Here is a 15211-nt window from a genome sequence, read left to right as displayed (position 1 = left end):
CATGGGAGCATGGCGGCATTCAAGCCCGGGATCGAGGAAAACAGCGTGAGAATTCGTGGACAGATCGGTGATTGGCCGGTGGACCTGACTATCGAGCTGGCGCCTGAGGAGTGGGCTCAGCTTGGCCGTCGGCTGACGGCGCCTGCCGTGGTCGAGACCGTTCAGGCCAGCGCCGGCCCAGCGCCGCGCCAGGATGACGGGCAGTGGCTGGCCGCGCGCGAGGTGCTGCGCGAAGCGGGGCAAATGAGTGGGCCGCAGTTGCTGGAGCGTCTGGAGGGGCTGGCTGGCAGCGTCGCCGCAGGCAAGCGATTGCTGGTGCGCTTGCGCCACAGCAGCGAGGTGAAGGTGGAAAGCGGCGCGGATGCACCGGTGTATCACTGGGTGGGGTGAGGGGCTGCAAAGCAGCCCCAACAACCTCAGAACAGCGCAGCGGACAGCTTGCGACGGTACACGCCGACCAGCGGATGCTCGTTGCCGAGCAGTTCGAACACCTGCAGCAAGGCTTTCTGCGGCAAGCCATTCTCATAAGCGCGATTGCGCTGGAACAGCTTCAGCAGGCCATCCAGCGCCGCTTCATATTGCTGGCGCGCCAGTTGCTGGATGCAAAGCTGGTAGCTGGCCTCGTCGTCCTGGGGGTTCTGCGCCAGGCGGCTCTTCAGCTCGGCGGCCTCCGGCAGCGTGGCGGCCTGGCGCAGGAAGGTCAGCTGGGCCTTGGCGCCGGCCAGGGCTGCCTTGTGCTCGTCGGTCTTGACCGCGTCGAGCACCACCTGAGCCTCGCCCAGCTCGCCGCGCTCGGCCAGGCAGCGGGCGTAGAGGATCAGCGCCTCGGCGTTGCTGTTGTCTTCACCCAGCAGCACCTGCAGCAGCGCCTCGGCCTCGCTGAAGCGGCTTTCGGCGAACAGCGCCTTGGCTTGCTCCAGCGGCGCGGCGACAGGCGCGGCGGGCATCTGCACGTGGGGCTCGAGCATGGCGCGAATGGCTGATTCAGGCTGGGCGCCGGCAAAACCGTCAACCGGCTGGCCATCCTTGAACAGCACCACGGTCGGCAGGCTGCGGATACCGAACTGGGCGACGACCTGCTGCTCGACGTCGCAGTTGATCTTGGCCAGCAGCAGCTCGCCCTGGTAGCCCTCGGTAATCTTCGCCAGCAGCGGCATCAGCGCCTTGCATGGCGCGCACCACTCGGCCCAGAAGTCGACCAGCACCGGCTTGTGGAAGGAGTTCTCGATGACCAACTGCTGGAAGGTGGCATCTGTGGCATCGAAGATGTACGGCAGGCTTGTGTTGACAGGAGCTTGGTTCATCGTGACTCTCGCAAACGTGAATGCCCCCACTATAAAGGCTCGCGGCTGGCGTGGTACAGGCTGACCCGGCGGAATTCGTGCGGCTCGGCCAGGTCTGGCAAAGTCAGCGCTTCGAGCACCCCGAGCGGGCGATACAGCCGGTGGCTGAAGTCGCGGACCCGCGAATCGGCGACCAGCGCCTCGCGGCCACGGCTGAGGAACGCATCCAGTAGCGGCAGGTTGGCGCGGTCGTACAGCACATCGGCCACCAGGATCAGGTCGAAGCGGTCGGCCTCGGCGAAAAAATCGCTGCTGTAGCCCAGTTCGACGCCATTGAGCTCGGCATTGGCCCGACAGGCGTCCAGGGCCAGTGGGTCGAGGTCGCAGGCCACCACCTCCCGCGCGCCGGCATGGGCGGCGGCGATCCCGGCAATGCCCGAGCCGGCGCCGAAATCCAGCACCCGCTTGCCGCGCACCCACTGCGGGTGCTGCGCCAGGTAGCGCGCCATGGCCAGGCCGCTGGCCCAGCAGAAGCTCCAGTAGGGCGGCTCTTCGAGGATGCGCCGGGTTTCCTCGCTGCTGAAGGCCCGGTCCATGTTCTGGTCGTCGATCAGCCAGAGCTTCAGCGCGCAGCCGGGCAGTTCGCTGATCACCAGCCGCGCTTCGCCGATCAGGCCGCTGAGGGCCTGTTGCAGGGCGTGCGGGGCCATTTATGGGGCCTTTTCGAAGTGTAGCGGGCCGGTGGCCTGGGTTTGTGCCTGGGCAATGCGTACCGGTTGCAGGTGCAGGATCAACTGGCCGGAGCGGCTGGCGCGGCCGCGCAGCTCGACACGGGCACCGGCCGGGAAGGCCTCGGGGTTGAACCGCAGTTGGTAGGGCAGGGCCTGGCCGGTGCCGGTCAGGTTGCTGCTGGCCAGCAGGCGTTGCGGGCGGCCGCGGTCATCGATGACCAGCAGGGCCAGTTCCACGTCGGCGCCGGCGGGAATATCCATCAGGGTGCCGCTGAGCTCGCGCTGGTAGGCTGGCAGTGGCCCCAACGGCTGGGCTTTCTTCGCCACCTTGGCCGGTGCTGGCGGTGGGGCCTGTTCGGGCTTGGGCCGGTCGCTGCCGCAGGCGGCGAGCAGGGCGGCGCAGCACAGCACGACGAGCGCTCGATAGTGCATGGGATGATCCTTCACGGGCAGATTTGCATGGATGGTAACCCCTTTGGCTTGTCTTGCCAGTGCAATGCGCTACCATGGCCCTCCCTTTTTTTGTTGCCTGCCACCATGCACTGTCCCTTTTGCGGTGCCAACGACACCAAGGTCATCGACTCGCGCCTGGTCGCCGAGGGCGAACAGGTGCGTCGCCGCCGTGAGTGCGTCGCCTGCGGCGAGCGCTTCACCACATTCGAAACCGCCGAGCTGGTTCTGCCTCGCTTGATCAAGCAGGACGGCACCCGCCAGCCCTTCGACGAAGACAAGTTGCGTGCCGGCATGCAGCGCGCGCTGGAAAAGCGTCCGGTCAGCGTCGAGCGCCTGGAAGCGGCGTTGGCGCATATCAAGAGCCGCCTGCGCGCTACCGGCGAGCGCGAGGTGAAGTCGCTGGTGGTCGGCGAGATGGTGATGGCCGAGCTGCGCAAGCTCGACGAAGTCGCCTACATTCGTTTCGCCTCGGTCTACCGGCGTTTCCAGGACCTCGACGAGTTCCGCGAAGAAATCGACCGCCTGGCCCGCGAGCCAGCCAAAGAGTAAGCATGTCCAGCCAAGCCATTCTCGACGCCCACTACATGGCCCGGGCCGTGGAACTGGCCCGCAAGGGCCTCTACAGCACCCACCCCAATCCGCGCGTAGGCTGTGTGATCGTGCGCGACGGCGAGGTGGTTGGCGAGGGCTGGCACGTGCGCGCCGGCGAACCGCACGCCGAGGTGCATGCGCTGCGCCAGGCCGGCGAGCGCGCCCAGGGCGCCTGCGCCTACGTGACCCTCGAACCCTGCAGCCACCATGGCCGCACGCCGCCGTGCGCCGAGGCGCTGGTCAAGGCAGGCGTGGCGCGGGTGGTGGCGGCCATGCAGGACCCCAACCCGCAAGTGGCCGGCAATGGCCTGCGCCGTCTGCGCGAGGCCGGCATCGAGGTCGCCAGCGGTGTGCTCGAAGCTGAAGCTCGCGCCCTCAACCCCGGTTTTCTCAAGCGCATGGAGCATGGCTTGCCGTTCGTGCGGGCCAAGCTGGCCATGAGCCTGGACGGTCGCACCGCCATGGCCAGTGGCGAGAGCCAGTGGATCACCGGTCCCGCCGCCCGTGCCGCGGTCCAGCGCCTGCGCGCCCGTTCCAGCGTGGTGCTGACCAGCGCCGAGAGCGTGCTGTGCGACAACGCGCGGATGACCGTGCGCGGCGCGGAACTGGGCCTGGATGATGAACTCACCGCCCTGGCCGTGTCGCGCCCGCCGCTGCGCGTGCTCATCGACGGGCGTCTGCGACTGCCGCTGGACGCGCCGTTCTTCCAGGCCGGCCCGGCGCTGGTGGTGACCGCTGCCGGCGAGGACCCTCGCTATGCCGCCGCCGGTCATGAGCTGTGCGACCTGCCCGGCAGCGACGGCCGCGTCGACTTGCCTGCCTTGCTGCGGGTGCTGGCCGGGCGTGGCGTCAACGAAATCCTCCTGGAAGCTGGCGCCGGCCTGGTCGGCGCCTTCGCTCGCCAGGGCCTGGTCGACGAGTACCAGTTGTTCGTTGCCGGTACCTTCCTCGGCTCCGATGCCCGTCCGCTGCTGGACTGGCCCTTGTCGAAAATGAGCGAGGCGCCGCGGCTGAAAATTACCGAAATGCGCGCGGTCGGCGATGACTGGCGGGTCACTGCCATCCCCCTGCCGGCCACCGGCGTATAATGCCTGGCTTGCGCCGTACTGATCGTGGCGCAGCCCGTACTTGAGGAGAACAGCATGTTCACCGGCATCATCGAATCCATCGGCACCATCCGCAGCCTCACCCCCAAGGGCGGTGACGTGCGCGTCTATGTCGAAACCGGCAAGCTCGACCTGGGCGACGTCAAGCTCGGCGACAGCATCGCCGTCAATGGTGTGTGCCTGACCGCCGTCGAGCTGCCCGGCAATGGCTTCTGGGCCGATGTCAGCGTCGAGACCCTCAAGCGCACCGCCATGGTCGACCTCAAGAGCGGCAGCCGGGTCAACCTGGAAAAGGCCCTGACCCCGACCACCCGCCTGGGCGGCCACCTGGTCAGCGGCCATGTCGACGGCGTCGGCGAGATCGTCTCGCGTGCCGATAACGCCCGCGCCATCCAGTTCCGCGTGCGGGCGCCGAAAGAGCTGGCCAAGTACATCGCCCACAAGGGCTCGATCACCGTCGACGGCACCAGCCTGACGGTCAACGAGGTCGATGGCGCCGAGTTCGAGTTGACCATCGTCCCGCACACCCTGTCCGAAACCATCATGGCCGACTACCGTCCAGGGCGTCGGGTGAACCTTGAGGTCGATCTGCTGGCCCGCTACCTGGAGCGTCTGCTGCTGGGCGACAAGGCCGCCGAACCGAACAAGGGCAGTGGCATCACCGAAAGCTTCCTGGCCGCCAACGGCTTCTTGAAATCCTGATTGAGAAGGGGGTGCCGCGTGGCGCTCAACAGCATCGAAGAACTGGTCGAAGACATCCGCCAGGGCAAAATGGTCATCCTCATGGACGACGAGGACCGTGAGAACGAAGGCGACATCATCATGGCCGCCGAGTGCTGCCAGGCCGAGCACATCAACTTCATGGCCAAGCATGGCCGTGGCCTGATCTGCATGCCGATGACCCGCGAGCGCTGCGAAACCCTCAAGCTGCCGTTGATGGCCCCGCGCAACGGCTCGGGCTTCGGCACCAAGTTCACCGTGTCGATCGAGGCCGCCGAAGGTGTCACCACCGGCATTTCCGCCGCGGACCGCGCGCGCACCGTGCAGGCCGCCGCAGCCAAGGACGCCAAGGCCGACGACATCGTCAGCCCCGGTCATATCTTCCCGCTGATGGCCCAGCCCGGCGGCACCCTGGCTCGCGCTGGCCACACCGAGGCGGCCTGCGACCTGGCGCGCATGGCCGGTTTCGAGCCGAGTGGGGTGATCTGCGAAGTGATGAACGACGATGGCACCATGTCGCGCCGCGCCGAGCTGGAAGTGTTCGCCGCCGAGCATGGCTTGAAGATCGGTACCATCGCCGACCTGATCCACTACCGCATGATCCACGAGCGCACCGTGCAGCGCGTCTCCGAGCAGCCGCTGGACAGCGAACTGGGCCAGTTCAACCTGGTTACCTACCGTGACGCGGTGGAAGGCGACGTGCACATGGCCCTGACCCTGGGCAAGATCTGCGCCGAGGAGCCAACCCTGGTGCGCGTGCACAACATGGACCCCCTGCGTGACCTGCTGATGGTCAAGCAGCCGGGCCGCTGGAGCTTGCGCGCGGCAATGAGCGCGGTGGCCGAGGCCGGCAGCGGCGTGGTCCTGCTGCTGGGCCACCCGCTGGACGGCGACGTGCTGCTGGCGCACATCCGCGAAAGCGCGGGCGACGCGCCAAGCAAGACGCCGACCACCTACAGTACCGTCGGTGCCGGTTCGCAGATCCTGCGCGACCTCGGTGTGCGCAAGATGCGCCTGATGAGTTCGCCAATGAAGTTCAATGCGATATCCGGATTCGATCTGGAAGTTGTAGAATACGTGCCCTCCGAGTGACTTGAGGCGGCCTGATCGCCCTCCCGCTCGAGTCCAAACCCTCCCGAGGCCGCCGCAGCGCGGCCTCGCTCTTGAAGATGAGAACATCGGAATGACCCTGAAGACCATCGAAGGTACCTTCATCGCCCCCAAAGGTCGCTATGCTTTGGTGGTTGGCCGCTTCAACAGCTTCGTCGTCGAAAGCCTGGTAAGCGGCGCCGTTGATACCCTGGTACGCCACGGTGTCAGCGAAAGCGACATCACCATCATCCGTGCCCCGGGCGCGTTCGAAATCCCGCTGGTGGCGCAGAAGGTCGCCCAGCAAGGCGAGTACAACGCGATCATCGCCCTGGGTGCCGTGATCCGTGGTGGTACCCCGCACTTCGAATACGTGGCGGGCGAATGCACCAAGGGCCTGGCCCAGGTGTCCATGGAGTTCGGTGTACCGGTGGCTTTCGGCGTGCTGACCGTCGACTCCATCGAGCAAGCCATCGAGCGTTCCGGCACCAAGGCTGGCAACAAAGGCGGTGAAGCTGCCCTGTCCGCCCTGGAAATGGTCAGCCTGCTGGCGCAGTTGGAGGCCAAGTGATTAGCGACGAAAGCGATCGTTTCAACCCGCGCGATCCAAAACCTGCGGATGCCGGCAAGCCGTCGAAGAGCGCCAAGCGTCGCGAAGCCCGCAAGCTCGCCACGCAAGCGCTGTATCAGTGGCACATGGCCAAGCACTCGCTGAACGAAGTGGAAGCGCAGTTCCGGGTCGATAACGATTTCTCTGACGTGGACGGTGCCTACTTCCGCGAGATCCTGCACGGGGTCCCGGCGAAGAAGGTCGAGATCGACGAAGCGCTCAAACCTTGCCTGGACACCCCGCTGGAAGAACTCGACCCGGTCGAGCTGTCCGTGCTGCGCCTGTCGGCCTGGGAGTTCATGATGCGCGTCGACGTGCCGTACCGCGTGGTCATCAACGAAGGTGTCGAACTGGCGAAAGTCTTCGGTGCCACCGATGGCCACAAGTTCGTCAACGGCGTGCTCGACAAGCTGGCTCCGCGTCTGCGTGAGGCGGAAGTCAAGGCGAACAAGCGCTGATCGCGGCGCTGAGCAGCCATGGGTGAGTTCGAGCTGATCCGTCATTACTTCGCCGCCGCGCCCTGTGCGCAGGGCGGCGAGGGCGTGGCCCTGGGGATCGGCGACGACTGTGCCCTGCTGGACCTGCCTGCCGGCGAGCAGTTGGCGATCTCCACCGACACGCTCGTGGCCGGTGTGCATTTTCCCGCAGTCTGCGACCCGTTGCTGCTCGGCCAGCGCTCGCTGGCCGTGGCGGTCAGCGACCTGGCGGCCATGGGCGCCACGGCGATCGGCTTCACCCTTGCCCTCACCTTGCCCCAGGTCGGCGCGCAATGGCTTGCCGGCTTTGCCGATGGCCTTGGCCGCATGGCCGCGCGCTGCGGCATCAGCCTGATCGGTGGCGACACCACCCGCGGCCCGTTGAGCATCACCGTGACCGTGTTCGGCCGGGTGCCGAACGGCCAGGCGCTGCGCCGCGGCGGCGCGCAGCCGGGCGACCTGCTGTGTGTCGGTGGCTTTTTGGGCAATGCGGCCGGGGCCTTGCCGTTGGTGCTGGGCGAGCGCGAGGCGGCTGCCGATGTGGCCGGGCCATTGCTCGAGCATTACTGGTCGCCCTTGCCGCAACTGCAACTGGGCGAGCGCCTGCGCGGCCTGGCCACGGCGGCGCTGGATATTTCCGACGGCCTGCTGGCCGACTGCGGGCATATCGCCAAGGCGTCCGGCGTTGCGCTGCAGGTGAACCTGGCGCAGGTCCCCGTGTCTGCTCCTTTACAGGCGTTGCTCGGCCGTGAAGCGGCGCTGCAGGCCGCGCTCACCGGTGGTGACGACTATGTGCTGGCGTTCACCATGCCGGAAAGCGCGCTGACCGCCTTGGCCCGTGAGGTGCACGTCATCGGCTGTGTACTGGAAGGCCAGGGAGTCACCTTGCGTGACCCGCAAGGCCAGGACATCACCCCGATGCAACGGGGCTATCAACATTTTAGGGAGACACCGTGACCGACCACCCCAACCAGGTGCCTGCGGAGTTCGTTCCGCCTTCGGTCTGGCGCAACCCATGGCACTTCATTGCCTTCGGCTTTGGCTCCGGCACCTTGCCCAAGGCGCCGGGCACCTGGGGCTCGCTGGTGGCGCTGCCGTTCATCCCGCTGTGGCAAATGCTCCCCGACTGGGGCTACTGGCTGCTGCTGGGCATCAGCATGCTGTTCGGCGTATGGTTGTGCGGCAAAGTGGCCAACGACTTGCGCGTGCACGACCATGAGGGCATCGTCTGGGACGAGATCGTCGGCATGTGGATCACCCTGTGGCTGGTGCCGGAGGGGTGGCAGTGGCTGTTGGCGGGGTTCCTGATGTTCCGCTTCTTCGACATCCTCAAGCCGTGGCCGATCCGCTGGGTCGACCGCCATGTGCATGGTGGTTTCGGAATCATGCTCGACGATATCCTGGCCGGTGTGTTCGCCTGGCTGGGCATGCAGGTGCTGGTGTGGGCGGTGGCCTGACACAGGGAGCGTTGCCATGGGCCTGAGGGCTGTACTACTGGCATTGGTGCTGTTGGTCGCGGGGCCGGGCGTGATGGCCCAGGAGGCGCCGGCGCAGGTGCGCCTGGTCAGCGAGGCCTGGATCGACTACACCAATGCCGACGGCACCGGGCTGGCCTGGGATGTGTTGCGCAAGGTGTTCGAACCGGCCGGGGTCAAGGTCGTGGCGCAAAGCGCGCCCTACAGCCGCGCCGTCGGGCTGGTGAAACGTGGCGAGGCGGATGCCTGGGTTGGTTCGTACAAGGACGAGAACGACGACAACCTCTACCCGCGCTGGTACTTCGACCAGGATCATATCTATGCCCTGGGCCTGGTGGGCAAGCCGGTGCCCACGCGCGAAACCCTGGGCCAGTACCGCCTGGCCTGGGTACGCGGCTATGACTACGCCAGCTACCTGCCCAATATCCACAACTTCCGTGAGATCCAGCGCCGCGAGGGTATCCTGCCGATGCTCGAGCATGATCGGGTCGACTTCTACATCGATGCGCTGGCCGAGGTCGACTATGTGCTCGGCCAGGCGCCCGACCCCGCGCGCTTGCGCCGTACCCATGTGGCCGAGTTGCCGTTGTACCTGGCGTTCGCCCGCAGCGAGCAGGGCAAGGCCCTGCGCGAGCTGTTCGACCAGCGCATGGAGGTGCTGGTGCGCAGCGGCGAACTGAAGCCGATCTTCGAGCGTTGGAAGCAGCCGTATCCGTTCACCAATGACAGCCAGCCTCACTGACAACACAAGGCTGGATGGTAGCCCTGTGGGAGCTCGCCAGCTACGTGACCAGGCCCATAGGCATCGAACTTTTCGATCTTAAACCGCGATATTCAGCCTGCGCACCTGTGCCGGGCTGCTGATACAATCGGCCGATCTGAATATTCCTACTTTCCAGGAGCACAACGTGCCCGTCGTCTTTGTTGCCGCCTCTAAACTCCCGACCCCTTTTGCGATCTTCACCATGCATGGCTTCCTCGACGAAGCCACTGGCCGCGAGCACGTGGTGCTCAGCCTGGGTGACATCGCCGACGGCGAGCCGGTGCTGGGGCGCCTGCATTCCGAGTGCCTGACCGGCGACGCGCTGTTCAGCCAGCGCTGCGATTGCGGTTCGCAGCTGGAAGCCGCGCTGCAGGCCATCGCCCGCGAAGGCCGTGGCGTGCTGCTGTACCTGCGCCAGGAAGGCCGTGGCATCGGCCTGTTGAACAAGATTCGTGCCTACGAGCTGCAGGACGGCGGTGCCGACACCGTCGAGGCCAACGAGCGCCTGGGCTTTGCCGCCGACCAGCGCGACTACGGCATGTGCCTGCCGATGCTCGAGCATCTGGGCGTGAAGTCGCTGCGGCTGATGACCAACAACCCGCGCAAGGTCAAGGCGCTCACCGACATGAACATCAAGGTGGCCGAGCGCGTGCCGCTGCACACCGGCCATAACCCGCACAACCGCCTGTACCTGGCCACCAAGGCCGACAAGCTTGGCCACATGATGGGCAACAAGCACCAGGGCGAGGTGCCCCAGGCGTGACCCGCGGCGAGGTGAAGCGTCGGCTGGCCCTGGCCTGGTGGCAGTACCTGGCCGTGGGCCTGGTGCCGTTGCCGGTGATGGCCTGGGCGTTCGGCGGCGGCGAGCCGTTGATCCCGGTGTTGGCCATGCCGCTGTTCATCGCCGGGGCTGCGACCATGTTCCTCAGCCTGCCGCGTTTCGGCGCCTACAAACGGACACTGATCGCCACCGACAAGCAACTGGGCACACCGGAAGAACCCGGTGCCTGGATCGAGCTGGCCCGGGTGCGACGCCTAGCCATGTTGTTCGCCTGCTTCCCGGCCTGGGTGGCGGCGTTGTCGGTGCTGGTGGGGCTGGAGGCGGTGCCGCAGATCTTGCTGGCGCTGGCCACCGTGGTGATCTTGTACCTCTACCGCATTCCGCGTCAGCTGGGCTGATTGATGCGGGCGCTTCTCGCCGCTGTCGCTTTACTGTGTTGCGGCGCCTTGGCCGAAGCCCAGCCGCGCGTGATCAGCCTGGCGCCGTCGATGACCGAGGTCATGCTCGAGCTTGCGGCCGGCGACCTGCTGGTCGGCGTGCTCGACGGCGGTGAACGACCGCAGGCACTGGCCAGCCTTCCCTCCGTCGGTCGCCATGGCCAGCTGGACATGGAGCGCCTGCTCAGCCTCAAGCCCGACCTGCTGCTGCTCTGGCCTGGAAGCGTGGCACCTGCGCAACGCGACCAGCTCAGACGCCTGGGCATTGCCATGTTCAGTGGCGAGCCCGGCGACCTGGACCAGTTGATCGAGCAGATCGAAGCCATCGCTCAGCGCATCGGACGTGACGCGCAAGGCCGCGCCTATGCCGCCAGCTTGCGCGAGCAGTTGCACAGGCTGCGTGAACACTACCGACGTGAAGTGCCCCTGCGGGTGTTCTACCAAGTCTGGGACAAACCGCTGTACACCCTGGGTGGGCGCCAGGTGGTCAGTGACGCCTTGCGTGTCTGTGGGGCGCGCAATGTGTTCGATGACCTGACCCAGCCCGCACCGCAAGTCAGTGTGGAGTCGGTGCTGCTGCGCGATCCTGAGGTGATCCTGGCAGGAGATTCAGCGCAACTGGCCAGTTGGCGCAACTGGCCGCAGTTGAGCGCCGTGAAGGCTGAGCGCTTGCTGGTGGTGCCAGACAAGGGCCTGGAACGGCCCAGCGGGCAGATGATCGAGGCCACCGCCCGTCTGTGCGCGCTGCTCAAGGCTAGAGCGCCGGTGTCCAGGTGAGGCTCAGCAGCCAGGTGCGGCCTTCCTCGCGGTAGCCGTAGCTGTTGCTCTGGTAGCTGTAGAGCGTGCGGCCATAGCGCTTGTCCAGCAGGTTGTCGAGTTTCAGGTCGAGCTTCAATTCCCGGCTGGCTGCCCAGCCGCCACGCAGGCCCAGCAGGCCATAGCCGCCAATGGCGTCGTTGTTGGCCTCGTCGTTGTAGCTGCTGCTGACAGCCTGCCAGCTCGCACCGACGTTGAAGCGGTCGAATTGACGGTCCAGGTCCAGGCTCAGGGTTCGCCGTGCACGGCGGGACAGGGTATGGCCGGTTTCGCGGTCGCGCGGGTCGATCACTGCCAGGCCCAGTTGCGAGGTCCAACTGCCCCATTGCTGTTGCAGCGAAAGCTCCAGGCCGTTGATGCGAGCACTGTCGATGTTGCCAGGCCGACGGGCCTTGGCGTCGTAATTGATGGCGTCGCGCAGATCGGTGCGGTACAGGGAGGCTTCCAGGTGGCTACTGTCGGTCAGCTGGCTGCGCCATTGCAGCTCATAGCTCTTCGAATGTTCCGGCTTGAGATCTGGGTTGCCGTAGTCCGGAAAGTACAGATCGTTGAAAGTCGGTGCACGGAAGCCTTCGCTGTACGACAGCAGCAGGTCATTGCGCGTATCCAGCGGCACGCTCAGGCTACCGCTCCAGGTGGTTTGGCTGCCGAATTGCTGGTTGTCGTCGTGGCGTAGCCCAAGCTCACTGGAGAAGTGCTCGCCTTGGAAACGATGCTGGGCGAACACGGCGCGGTTCCAGCGGCTGTCCTCGTCGAATGTCTCGGTGCCGTGAAAACGGTCCTGATACCAGTCGCCGCCGAGCATCAGTTGATGTCGTTCGTTGAGCGTCAGTTCGTTCTGCCAGGTTGCCTGGTCGCGGTAGGTGTTATAGACGATGTGTTCGGTACTGAGCTTGTCACGCTTGTCATCGCGGTTTTCGCTGTGTCCCAGCTCCAGGCGGGAATGCCAGGCGTCGGTGAGCTGAGCGTCGAGCCAGGTGCCCAGGCTGCTGACGTTGAAGTCGGTATAAGGTTTTTGTGCAGAAAAAGCACCGGTCTTCAGGTCATAGCGGCCGTAGGGGCTGTCGTAGGCAGAGCGTCCATGGCTGTCGAGCAGGTTAAGGCCGGCTTCGAAGCGTTCGTTGAACGTATGGCTCAGGCTCAGGTTCAGCGAGCGGTTGCGATAGGTGTCATGGTCGCCGTCGCTGGCGTAAGAGGGGCCGGTCGCGTCGATACCGGCGGTCTCGTCCAGGCTGGCGCCGAGGTTGAAACGAGTCGCGCCATTGCCACCGGACAGTCCCAGGCTGCGTTGCCAGGTCTGGTTGCTGCCGGCGGCCAGGCGCAGGCGCGGTTGCAGGCCCAGGCCATCGCCACGGCGGGTGAAGATCTGGATAACCCCACCAATGGCGTCGCTGCCGTACATCGCCGAACGCGAGCCGCGCAGCACCTCCACCCGCTCGATCTGGTCGACGTCGAGGAACTGCAGGCCGCTGTCGCCGGAGGTGGCGTTGGCGATGCGCACGCCGTCGACCAGTACCAGGGTCTGGGCCGCCTTGGTGCCGCGAATGAAGATACCGGGCAGGCTGCCGCGGCCACCGGTGGGGGCCACTTGTACGCCGGGAACGCGGGCCAGCAGGTCGGTAACGCCGCTTGGTTGCAGGCGGTCGATGTCGGCGCGGGTGAACACCGTGTTGGCGGCGCTGGTGGCGGTGCGCGACTCGACCTGGCGACTGGCGCTGATCAGCACGTCGGGGAGCTTGAGGGCGTCATCGCGGGAGGGTTCGGCGGCCAGGGCGGCGGCGGGAAGGCAGAGCAGGGGGAGGGCGCGGATCTTCATGGGCAGTTCCATTGCAATCGCGGGGCAAGTCGCATCGGCGCACCGATGCGACTTGCCCCGCGATATGGCCTTACAGGCCGAGCTTGGCCATTCGGGCTTTGACGGAGGCTTCGATCCCTGCCACGTCCAGCCCACACTCGGCCAGCATCTGCGCCGGCTTGGCATGCTCGACATAGATATCCGGCAGCCCCAGGTGCAGCAGCGGCTTGACCACCGCTTCGCGGGCGAGGAACTCGCCGACCGCTGCGCCGGCGCCACCCATGATGGCGTTCTCCTCGATGGTCACCAGCAGTTCATGATTGGCGGCCATCTCCAGCACCAGCGCCTCGTCCAGTGGCTTGACGAAACGCATGTCGACCACGCTGGCGTCGATCTGCTCGGCCACTTGGAGGGCTTCGGCCAGTTGCACGCCGAACACCAGCAGGGCGACCTTGCTGCCCTGGCGGCGCACCACACCCTTGCCGATTTCCAGGGGCTCCAGGTCGCCGCTGATCGGCGCGTTGGGGCCAGTGCCGCGTGGGTAGCGCACTGCCGCCGGGCCCTTGTAGTGGTGGCCAGTGCTAAGCATCTTGCGCAGCTCGTTCTCGTCGCTCGGGGTCATCACCAGCATGCCGGGGATGCAGCGCAGGTACGACAGGTCGTAGGCCCCGGCGTGGGTCGGGCCGTCCTCGCCAACCAGGCCGGCGCGGTCGATGGCGAACAGTACATCGAGGTCCTGCACCGCCACATCGTGGATCAGTTGGTCATAGCCGCGCTGCAGGAAGGTGGAGTAGATCGCCACCACCGGCTTGGCGCCTTCGCAGGCCATGCCTGCGGCCAGGGTCACCGCGTGTTGCTCGGCAATGGCCACGTCGAAGTAGCGCTCGGGGTAGCGTTCGCTGAAGTCGATCAGGTCCGAGCCTTCCTTCATCGCCGGGGTGATGCCCACCAGGCGGTTGTCGGCGGCGGCCATGTCGCACAGCCATTGGCCGAACACCGAGGCGTACTTCGGCCCGCTGGGCTTTTTCGGCGCGACCGGCTTGTCGACCGGCTCCAGCTTGGTGATGGCGTGGTAGCCGATCGGGTCGATCTCGGCCGGGGCGAAGCCCTTGCCCTTCTTGGTCACCACGTGCAGGAACTGCGGGCCCTTGAGATCGCGCATGTTGCGCAGGGTGGCGATCAGGGTCGGCAGGTCGTGGCCGTCGATAGGGCCGATGTAGTTCCAGCCCAGCTCCTCGAACAGGGTGCCGGGAACCAGCATGCCCTTGGCGTATTCCTCGGTGCGGCGGGCGATTTCCCAGGCACCGGGCAGGCGCGACAGGACCTTCTTGCTGCCCTCGCGCATGCTGGCGTAGGTGCGGCTGGAGAGGATCTTGGCCAGGTAGTTGGACAGGCCGCCGACGTTGCGCGAAATCGACATGTCGTTGTCGTTGAGGATCACCAGCATGTCGGCGTCCACTTCCTGCGCGTGGTTCAACGCTTCGAAGGCCATGCCCGCGGTCAGTGCGCCGTCGCCGATCACCGCGATGGATTTGCGCGGGTCGTTTTGCAGGCGGGCGGCGATGGCCATGCCCAGGGCGGCGCTGATCGAGGTGCTGGAATGGCCGACGCCGAAGGTGTCGTACTCGCTCTCGCTGCGGCGCGGGAAGGCGGCGATGCCGTCCTTCTGGCGCAGGCTGAGCATGCGCTCACGGCGCCCGGTGAGGATCTTGTGCGGGTAGGCCTGGTGGCCGACGTCCCACACCAGTCGATCATCGGGGGTATCGAAGACGTAGTGCAGGGCGATCGTCAGCTCGATGACGCCCAGGCCAGCACCGAAATGCCCACCGGTCTGACCAACGGTATAGAGCAGTTCCTGGCGCAGCTCGTCGGCCAGGGTCTCCAGGTCGGCTTCGGCCAGCCGGCGCAGGCCGGCGGGCGTGTCGGCGCGGTCCAGCAACGGCGTGACCGGGCGTTCGCGGGGGATCTCTTGAAACGTCGTGGGCATCAGGCGTGTCGTTATAGGTGTGAAGACGCGGCAGTTTACCCCATTGTGGGAAAAGCTGCCCATTTGGACGGGTGTGCAGAAAGCTCAATGCGACACGG

The 15211-nt window shown here is 66.1% G+C and carries 18 protein-coding genes; 13 read left to right on the top strand and 5 right to left on the bottom strand.

What is annotated here, in order from left to right:
• Positions 1–45: 45 nt before the first annotated feature.
• Positions 46–390, top strand: coding sequence for a hypothetical protein (locus E3U47_RS16510; RefSeq protein WP_134692751.1), 345 nt, complete (start codon positions 46–48; stop codon positions 388–390).
• Positions 391–416: 26 nt separating this feature from the next.
• Here the strand turns inward: E3U47_RS16510 and trxA are convergent, their stop codons facing one another.
• Genes trxA through E3U47_RS16495 form a run of 3 tightly spaced genes read right to left on the bottom strand, consistent with a single transcriptional unit; the run spans position 417 to position 2446 of the window.
• Positions 417–1304, bottom strand: a complete 888-nt coding sequence (trxA, locus tag E3U47_RS16505; protein ID WP_134692750.1) for a thioredoxin — start codon at positions 1302–1304, stop codon at positions 417–419.
• A gap of 29 nt (positions 1305–1333) precedes the next feature.
• Positions 1334–1993 (bottom strand): methyltransferase, encoded by a 660-nt coding sequence (locus tag E3U47_RS16500; RefSeq protein WP_134692749.1) that lies wholly within the window; start codon positions 1991–1993, stop codon positions 1334–1336.
• Entirely contained in the window at positions 1994–2446 is a 453-nt protein-coding gene (locus E3U47_RS16495; protein ID WP_134692748.1) for a YbaY family lipoprotein, read from the bottom strand.
• A 105-nt stretch (positions 2447–2551) separates the two neighbouring features.
• Here E3U47_RS16495 and nrdR point away from each other — a divergent pair, with 105 nt between their 5' ends.
• The 12 genes from nrdR (at position 2552) to E3U47_RS16435 (ending at position 11292) form a co-directional block, all read left to right on the top strand.
• Complete coding sequence (nrdR, locus tag E3U47_RS16490; RefSeq protein WP_009685710.1) at positions 2552–3016, top strand: transcriptional regulator NrdR; 465 nt, start codon at positions 2552–2554, stop codon at positions 3014–3016.
• Between the two features lie 2 nt (positions 3017–3018).
• Positions 3019–4146 (top strand): bifunctional diaminohydroxyphosphoribosylaminopyrimidine deaminase/5-amino-6-(5-phosphoribosylamino)uracil reductase RibD, encoded by a 1128-nt coding sequence (gene ribD, locus E3U47_RS16485; RefSeq protein ID WP_134692747.1) that lies wholly within the window; start codon positions 3019–3021, stop codon positions 4144–4146.
• 54 nt (positions 4147–4200) lie between these two features.
• Positions 4201–4866, top strand: a complete 666-nt coding sequence (locus tag E3U47_RS16480) for a riboflavin synthase (protein ID WP_134692746.1) — start codon at positions 4201–4203, stop codon at positions 4864–4866.
• An 18-nt stretch (positions 4867–4884) separates the two neighbouring features.
• The gene (ribBA, locus tag E3U47_RS16475) at positions 4885–5976 is read left to right on the top strand and encodes a bifunctional 3,4-dihydroxy-2-butanone-4-phosphate synthase/GTP cyclohydrolase II (RefSeq protein WP_134692745.1); all 1092 of its coding nucleotides are present in this window, start codon (positions 4885–4887) and stop codon (positions 5974–5976) included.
• Between the two features lie 91 nt (positions 5977–6067).
• A complete protein-coding gene (ribE, locus tag E3U47_RS16470; protein WP_103448796.1) occupies positions 6068–6544 on the top strand; it encodes a 6,7-dimethyl-8-ribityllumazine synthase in 477 nt (158 codons plus the stop codon).
• Positions 6541–7041: a transcription antitermination factor NusB gene (nusB, locus tag E3U47_RS16465; protein ID WP_134692744.1), complete on the top strand. Its 501-nt coding sequence runs from the start codon at positions 6541–6543 to the stop codon at positions 7039–7041. The genes ribE and nusB overlap by 4 nt, the downstream gene beginning before the upstream one ends.
• A gap of 18 nt (positions 7042–7059) precedes the next feature.
• The gene (gene thiL, locus E3U47_RS16460; protein ID WP_134692743.1) at positions 7060–8016 is read left to right on the top strand and encodes a thiamine-phosphate kinase; all 957 of its coding nucleotides are present in this window, start codon (positions 7060–7062) and stop codon (positions 8014–8016) included.
• A complete protein-coding gene (locus E3U47_RS16455; protein WP_023632630.1) occupies positions 8013–8516 on the top strand; it encodes a phosphatidylglycerophosphatase A in 504 nt (167 codons plus the stop codon). Before thiL ends, E3U47_RS16455 begins: the two co-directional genes overlap by 4 nt.
• Before the next feature lie 16 nt (positions 8517–8532).
• Positions 8533–9276 (top strand): ABC transporter substrate-binding protein, encoded by a 744-nt coding sequence (locus E3U47_RS16450; protein ID WP_134692742.1) that lies wholly within the window; start codon positions 8533–8535, stop codon positions 9274–9276.
• A 166-nt stretch (positions 9277–9442) separates the two neighbouring features.
• Positions 9443–10060, top strand: a complete 618-nt coding sequence (gene ribA / locus E3U47_RS16445; RefSeq protein ID WP_167659496.1) for a GTP cyclohydrolase II — start codon at positions 9443–9445, stop codon at positions 10058–10060.
• Positions 10057–10476, top strand: a complete 420-nt coding sequence (locus E3U47_RS16440; protein ID WP_134692740.1) for an MFS transporter — start codon at positions 10057–10059, stop codon at positions 10474–10476. Before ribA ends, E3U47_RS16440 begins: the two co-directional genes overlap by 4 nt.
• A gap of 3 nt (positions 10477–10479) precedes the next feature.
• Complete coding sequence (locus tag E3U47_RS16435; protein ID WP_134692739.1) at positions 10480–11292, top strand: cobalamin-binding protein; 813 nt, start codon at positions 10480–10482, stop codon at positions 11290–11292.
• Here the strand turns inward: E3U47_RS16435 and E3U47_RS16430 are convergent.
• Together E3U47_RS16430 and dxs are read right to left on the bottom strand one after the other, a co-directional pair.
• A complete protein-coding gene (locus E3U47_RS16430) occupies positions 11270–13159 on the bottom strand; it encodes a TonB-dependent receptor domain-containing protein (RefSeq protein WP_134692738.1) in 1890 nt (629 codons plus the stop codon). The genes E3U47_RS16435 and E3U47_RS16430 overlap by 23 nt on opposite strands.
• A gap of 58 nt (positions 13160–13217) precedes the next feature.
• Positions 13218–15113 carry a 1-deoxy-D-xylulose-5-phosphate synthase gene (gene dxs, locus E3U47_RS16425; RefSeq protein ID WP_134692737.1) on the bottom strand — a complete coding sequence of 632 codons (1896 nt, stop codon included), beginning with the start codon at positions 15111–15113 and terminating at the stop codon, positions 13218–13220.
• Positions 15114–15211 lie beyond the last annotated feature (98 nt).

The organism is Pseudomonas sp. RIT623 (genome assembly GCF_004519305.1).
In the GTDB taxonomy this organism is placed as follows: Bacteria; Pseudomonadota; Gammaproteobacteria; order Pseudomonadales; family Pseudomonadaceae; genus Aquipseudomonas.
Note: the sequence above shows the minus strand (reverse complement) of the source record. Positions and strands in the feature narration are given on the sequence as shown.

What these genes read in the sequence shown, in the direction of transcription:
- trxA (WP_134692750.1), bottom strand. Translation starts at nt 1,304, where the DNA reads ATGAACCAAGCTCCTGTCAACACAAGCCTGCCGTACATCTTCGATGCC.
- E3U47_RS16500 (WP_134692749.1), bottom strand. Translation starts at nt 1,993, where the DNA reads ATGGCCCCGCACGCCCTGCAACAGGCCCTCAGCGGCCTGATCGGCGAA.
- E3U47_RS16495 (WP_134692748.1), bottom strand. Translation starts at nt 2,446, where the DNA reads ATGCACTATCGAGCGCTCGTCGTGCTGTGCTGCGCCGCCCTGCTCGCC.
- nrdR (WP_009685710.1), top strand. Translation starts at nt 2,552, where the DNA reads ATGCACTGTCCCTTTTGCGGTGCCAACGACACCAAGGTCATCGACTCG.
- ribD (WP_134692747.1), top strand. Translation starts at nt 3,019, where the DNA reads ATGTCCAGCCAAGCCATTCTCGACGCCCACTACATGGCCCGGGCCGTG.
- E3U47_RS16480 (WP_134692746.1), top strand. Translation starts at nt 4,201, where the DNA reads ATGTTCACCGGCATCATCGAATCCATCGGCACCATCCGCAGCCTCACC.
- ribE (WP_103448796.1), top strand. Translation starts at nt 6,068, where the DNA reads ATGACCCTGAAGACCATCGAAGGTACCTTCATCGCCCCCAAAGGTCGC.
- thiL (WP_134692743.1), top strand. Translation starts at nt 7,060, where the DNA reads ATGGGTGAGTTCGAGCTGATCCGTCATTACTTCGCCGCCGCGCCCTGT.
- E3U47_RS16450 (WP_134692742.1), top strand. Translation starts at nt 8,533, where the DNA reads ATGGGCCTGAGGGCTGTACTACTGGCATTGGTGCTGTTGGTCGCGGGG.
- E3U47_RS16435 (WP_134692739.1), top strand. Translation starts at nt 10,480, where the DNA reads ATGCGGGCGCTTCTCGCCGCTGTCGCTTTACTGTGTTGCGGCGCCTTG.
- E3U47_RS16430 (WP_134692738.1), bottom strand. Translation starts at nt 13,159, where the DNA reads ATGGAACTGCCCATGAAGATCCGCGCCCTCCCCCTGCTCTGCCTTCCC.
- dxs (WP_134692737.1), bottom strand. Translation starts at nt 15,113, where the DNA reads ATGCCCACGACGTTTCAAGAGATCCCCCGCGAACGCCCGGTCACGCCG.